5 protein-coding genes are annotated in these 4,654 nt (G+C 66.4%); 2 read left to right on the forward strand and 3 right to left on the reverse strand.

Annotation, left to right across the window (positions count from 1 at the left end; all coding sequences use genetic code 11):
- From BZF59_RS00005 to BZF59_RS00015, 3 genes are all read right to left on the reverse strand, one after another.
- The coding region (locus BZF59_RS00005; RefSeq protein ID WP_143738028.1) for a transporter at nt 1-845 on the reverse strand (845 nt) is incomplete at its 3' end.
- A 209-nt stretch (nt 846-1,054) separates the two neighbouring features.
- A complete protein-coding gene (locus BZF59_RS00010; RefSeq protein ID WP_086606208.1) occupies nt 1,055-1,771 on the reverse strand; it encodes a hypothetical protein in 717 nt (238 codons plus the stop codon).
- On the reverse strand, nt 1,768-2,211 hold the full coding sequence (locus BZF59_RS00015) for an RNA polymerase sigma factor (protein WP_245805944.1): 444 nt from the start codon (nt 2,209-2,211) through the stop codon (nt 1,768-1,770). Before BZF59_RS00015 ends, BZF59_RS00010 begins: the two co-directional genes overlap by 4 nt.
- A 129-nt stretch (nt 2,212-2,340) precedes the next feature.
- On the opposite strand from BZF59_RS00015, the gene BZF59_RS00020 reads away from it, so the two are divergent.
- Together BZF59_RS00020 and BZF59_RS00025 are read left to right on the forward strand one after the other, a co-directional pair.
- Entirely contained in the window at nt 2,341-3,588 is a 1,248-nt protein-coding gene (locus tag BZF59_RS00020; RefSeq protein ID WP_245805943.1) for a S8 family serine peptidase, read from the forward strand.
- Between the two features lie 102 nt (nt 3,589-3,690).
- Entirely contained in the window at nt 3,691-4,575 is an 885-nt protein-coding gene (locus tag BZF59_RS00025) for a hypothetical protein (protein ID WP_143738029.1), read from the forward strand.
- Nucleotides 4,576-4,654 lie beyond the last annotated feature (79 nt).

Below are 4,654 nucleotides of genomic sequence, written 5' to 3' on the forward strand. Positions count from 1 at the left end.
GGGGCATCGGTCGACAGCCCGGCCCTTGCATCAACGCCAAGCTGTAGCCGATTGGTCAGACTGGTGGCGAAACCCAAGCCGACGGATTGATTGTCCCCAACCAGCTCGGTCGCAGCCTGATCGTAACTGTAGGAAACTGTCACTGAACTCAGATTGCTCACAAGAAATTGGCTACCGACAGCGCCAGACAAGGTGTTGCGAACATCAAAGCCAGCGGGTTCGCCTACGACGGTGTAACCGGCGGTGACGAACGGGATCACATTGCCGAAACGCTGCGAGATTTGGCCATTAATGCCCAAATCCACCTCGCCGGTACCAAGGGCGGCTTCTCGCGAAGCAGTGGGCACCTTGATGATGCCGCCGAATGACGCGTTTAATCGGCCCACCGGGAGCTGATAATCGGCCTGCAATGTGAGATCGCCGATCCCTTCGCGGGTAACCGTGCCGGGCTGAGTGGATGGGCGCGACAGGAGCGCCGTGCCCAGCAGCCCGCCACCGCTCACAATCAAATCTTCCGGAGCAGATGTGACGATGTAAGGGATTGAAGCGGCGAAGGAGAATCTGCCTGAGGTCACTCGAGCGCCGGTGGAAAAGCTTACTGTGTCATATTCGCGGTCCGCGAGGTCGCCGGTGACGTAATCCGCGGCTACGAACAAGGTGATTGCGGTCTCTGGCTTCGGGTCGTCGGAAGAGGCTGGCGCGGCCTCTTGAGCAAATGCGGGACCGCCGATGAGAGTAAGGACGAGAATGAATTTCGACTTGCGCATGATGTCGCTCCAGAATTGAAAGGTCGCAGCCGGGGCTGCTTCATCTCTGAAACGAACGGGTCTTCCGATTTCATCCATTCTATCTTGATTATGGCTGCAACCGCGCACTCCGCCGGTTGAAGGCACTATGCATCAAGCAGGATGTGCTGCGGCGATGAGCGCAACGCATGATAAGCGACGTTGTTCGCGCCCTCGCCGTGAAGTGCCGCCAGCGCGAAACAGGATTCCCGCAGACCTAGCGCACGACTTGGGGCGTGATCATGTTATCGCGAATGACATTCGCGCGCTCAGGGCTTCCAGCCGCGTTCGCTTGCGGCCTTTTCTGCTTCGGCGTCGAGCGCGCCGCCTGCGGCCATATCCTGTGCGGCGGCGAGCAGATCGGCCTCGCTTCCGGCCTGGCGGAACTGCCCCCCGGCACTTTCGCCCAGCGCGAATTGCTGTTCTATCTTCCAGCCGGTGTCGTCGCGGCAGGCGATCCCTCCCTCGCTGCCGCCCCGCCACGCGCGGCACAACCCGCCGCCGTCGCGTTCGAAGCTGAGCAGGATGCGGGTCTCAGCATCGGTGGGCTGGGTGGCGACCAGCTGGCTGTCGAGTGCAGCGGCGAGCGCCGGTTCGGCATAGCCTTCGGGGCTCGCGCCGTTCCATGGTTGCAGCACCGCCAAGACCAGCGAGGCCGCCAGCGCAGGCCCCGCGATCGGCCCCCAGCGCCGCAGCACCGGCACGAGGCCGCGCTTCTGGCGTGCGGCTGCAAAGCTGATCACGTCGCCGCCATCCGCTTTGTCCTTGTTCTGCCCGCCGGAAAGCAGCGCGGCGAGATGCGGCGGGACGGCCTGTTCGGCAATCGGCGCGTAGTGGGCTGCAAGCCGTTCCTTGAGAGCACGGTGCGCCGCGATCCTGGCGACCAGCGCCGGATCGGCCGCGACCGCCGCCGCGACGCGCGCGCCCTCGACCTCGTCCAGCTCGCCGTCGGCATAGGCGGCAAGAATGTCATCGGTGATGTTCATTCGTTCACCTCCAACAGCGCCATCAGCGCGTCGCGCCCGCGCACGAGCCGCGAATTGAGTGTGCCGACCGGACAGCCTACGATCGCGGCGGCTTCCTTGTAGGAATAGCCCTCGACCATCACCAGCAGCACCGCCTCGCGCTGATCGGCGGGCAGGCGTGCCATTGCCCGGTCGACCAGCGCCAGCTCGACCCCAGCCTCCTGCCCGCCATCGGCACCCACTCCAAGACCGGCTTCCTCGTCGACGAAGGTCTCGCCGCGTCGCGTGCTCGCCCGTCGCTCATCGATGAAGATATTGCGCATGATCCTGTACATCCAGCTGTCGAGCCGCGTTCCTTCCTGCCACTGGTCGCGGCGGGACAGAGCGCGCTCTATGGTCATCTGGCACAGGTCGTCGCCATCGGCAGCCGAACCGGCAAGACCGATCGCGAACCGCCGCAACCGCGGCAGCAGCTCAAGAGCTTGCTGTTCGAAGCTTCTGGACAGCGTTTTGTGCCTTTCTGAAGGATGAAACGGATGGCGGCGTTCGTTTCATCCATGCTTAAGATGAAATGATCGAAGGAAATAGAGATGCGTCCGCTTCTGCCCACCATTCTTGCCGCGATGGCGCTAGCCGCCGCACCGCTCGCCGCGCAGCTGCAATTGCCGCGCGTGCCTGGCGTGGGCGGGATTGTCGGCAATGTCACGGGCACGGTGGACGACACGCTTGAGACCGCCGACCGCCTGACCGCGCGCGAGGCGCGGCGCCTGCTGCGGGTCCGCGATCAGACGCTGGCGCGGCTGCTGCGCCAGAACAGCGACGTGATCGAGCGCGATGTGCGCGGGGAGCTCGCCCGGCGGGGCGAATTGCTCGCGATCGAGGCCAGCGCTGCCCAGATCGCACAGCTGGAAGCGGCGGGATTTCGTGTGCTCGGCCGTGAGCGGATCGAGGGATTGGACATCGCGGTCACGCGGCTCGGGATACAGTCGGGCCAGTCGCTCGCACAGGCACAGGCGCGCGCCGCCGCCATCGTGCCGGAGCTGGAACTGGGCGCGGACAATCTGCACTTCGCCGCCGGAACGGTTGTTGCGGCTTCTACCTCGGCCCCGCTCGCGGTGTCGCTTGCCGCCGCTCAGGCCGCGCCGATCACCGTCCCCATCGGCATCATCGATGGCGCACCGGGCAATGCCGTGCCGGTTGCCGCGATCAAGGGATTTGCCGAGGGTGCGCCAACGGCCTCGGACCACGGGAGCGCGGTGGCGAGCCTTCTGCGGGCGACCGGGGTGCGGACCATCCGGGTGGCGGATGTCTATGGGCAGGAACCCGCAGGCGGCAATGCGCTGGCAATTTCAAAGGCGCTCGGCTGGCTCTCTGCCAGCGGCTGCAAGGTGGTGACGATCAGTCTCGTCGGCCCCCGCAATCCGCTGGTTGAACGCGCCATCAAGGCGGCGCGCGAGCGTGGCATCATCATCGTCGCAGCGGTCGGCAATGATGGCCCCGCCGCGCCGGCCGCCTATCCCGCCTCCTACGACGGCGTGCTGGCGATCACCGGCGCAGACCGAAAGGGACGCGCGCTGATCGAGGCCGGACGGGCGCTGCATCTCGACTATGCTGCTCCAGGGGCGGACGTGTATGCGTTCGACGCGAAGGGACGGAGCAAGCTGTGGCGTGGCACCAGCTTCGCCACGCCGCTGGCTGCCGCACGGGTGGCCGCCGCTCTCTCGAATGGCCAGCGCTGGCGCGCCGCGCTCGACACAGAAGCGCGCGACCTTGGCGCCAAGGGCGCAGACAAGGTGTTCGGCCGCGGTCTGCTTTGCGGCGGCTGCGGCAAGAAATGAGATAAATTTTCCATCCGCGTGAATTAAACCTCGCGGCCCGTCCGTTTTCCTTTCGAGCGAGCGAACACACCGGCTCGCTGTAACTGACGAAAGGATATGGACATGAAGAAGCTCATTCTGGCCGCAAGCGTTCTTGCGCTCCTTCCCGCTACCGCAAATGCGCAGCTGCTGGGCGGCGGCGGTCTTGGCGGGGGCCTCGGCGGCACCATTGGTGGTACCGTCGGTGGAACGCTCGACACTTCCACTCGCAGCGTGCGCGGCGCGGTCGACGGCACTGTGCGCGGCGAAGGCACGACCCGTGGCAGCCAGTCGGTTGACGCGCGGCGCGGCACGGTCTCGGCCGAGCGCAGCGCAGGCGGTTCGCTCACCGGCTCCACCGCCAGCCTTGCCGACCTCGTCGTTCCGCCGATGACCGGGATGGCGAGCGCGAACGGAACCGGTTCGGCGAGCGGACAAGGCTCTGCCAATGCCCAGCTGATCGGCACCGATGCAGTGACGGGCGCGCTGGCACCTGCGGCTGGCGAAGCGCGCGGCCTTGCCACCAATGCAGCGGGAACCGCCACCGGAGCCGCAAGCGATGCAGTCGCTGCGGCGCCCATGCCCGGCATGTCTACCCTGCCGGGTGCGGGCATGATCAGCGGCAACGGGGGCGGTTCGGCTGAAGGCAATGGCGCGGCTTCGCTCACCAACCCGCTGCTTGCGGTGGCTGGCTCGGCTGCTGCCGCTGGCGAGGGCGCGGCCACCGTCGCTCCCGGCATGCCGGTGATGACGTCGGAAGGCGCCTCGCTCGGCAAGGTGCGCCAGGTTGTCGCCAACGGTCGCGGCGAAATCGAGCAGGTCGTGGTCAAGCAGGGCAAGGTTACCCGCACGCTGCCTGCCGGCATGTTCAGCGCCTCGGGGAACGCGCTGGTGGCTGGCAACGCCAGCGGCAGTGCTGTCGCTGAAGGCGCTCAGCCTGCCCCGGCCACGGACGCTACGGGCGAATAATAGACCTGCCCCCGCTCCGCCGCGTTTTCCCGATGAGCGGCGGACTGACAACTGAGGGCGGTCACATCCTGTGGCCGCC

Source organism: Erythrobacter donghaensis (assembly GCF_002155425.1).
GTDB lineage: Bacteria > Pseudomonadota > Alphaproteobacteria > Sphingomonadales > Sphingomonadaceae > Erythrobacter > Erythrobacter donghaensis.